This is a genomic window from Lysobacter sp. TAB13, from assembly GCF_052113885.1.
GTDB classification, from domain to species: Bacteria; Pseudomonadota; Gammaproteobacteria; order Xanthomonadales; family Xanthomonadaceae; genus Lysobacter; species Lysobacter gummosus.
This window is the reverse complement of record NZ_JBFRDR010000125.1, coordinates 1-532: the sequence shown is the minus strand read 5'-3', so window position 1 is coordinate 532 and position 532 is coordinate 1. Positions and strand designations below refer to the sequence as shown.

Below are 532 nucleotides of genomic sequence, written 5' to 3'. Positions count from 1 at the left end.
GGTGCAGGTCGCGGCGCGTTCGCCGTCGGGGCATCGTGCAGTCTTCCATGAGCGAGGCCCGCATCAAACCACAAGTCTTGCCCGCCGGAATCGCGGGCGGCCTTCATCGCACGTGCGGGAGCATGAGGCTGGGAAGGCCTCTCGCTAGTGGGGCTTGGAGAGGAATACGGCGATGAGATTCTCAAGGAAGTGCTCCTGAAACTGGCTGCGATCCATGGGGCTCGCGGACAGGGATTGAACGAGGTCGGGCGCGGTCGAGGGCCAGAAGAATGCGCCAGCGAGAATCGAGAAGGCGATGAAGGGGTCGCTCGCATGCGTGACACCTTCGCGAACCGCCTGGTCGAGAAGCGGTATGAAGGCATCGAGTGCTGGACGAAGCAGGCGCTCCTTGAGGGCGGCCAGTCGCGCCCCGCTCTCCCGCGCTTGCTGCGCGATGAAGAGGCCGAGTTCCGGGTGGCTGAAATGGAAGAGCACCATCAGGCGGATGGCATCGCTCATTCGCTCCCTGACTGGGCGTGTCTCGGCCGTCAGA

General features: G+C 64.3%; 1 protein-coding gene. It reads right to left on the bottom strand.

Features of this window, described 5'->3' with window-relative positions; translation table 11 throughout:
* Positions 1–144 precede the first annotated feature (144 nt).
* Positions 145–532 (bottom strand): hypothetical protein (locus AB4Y92_RS25435; protein ID WP_441822142.1); only part of this gene is annotated, 388 nt, incomplete at its 5' end.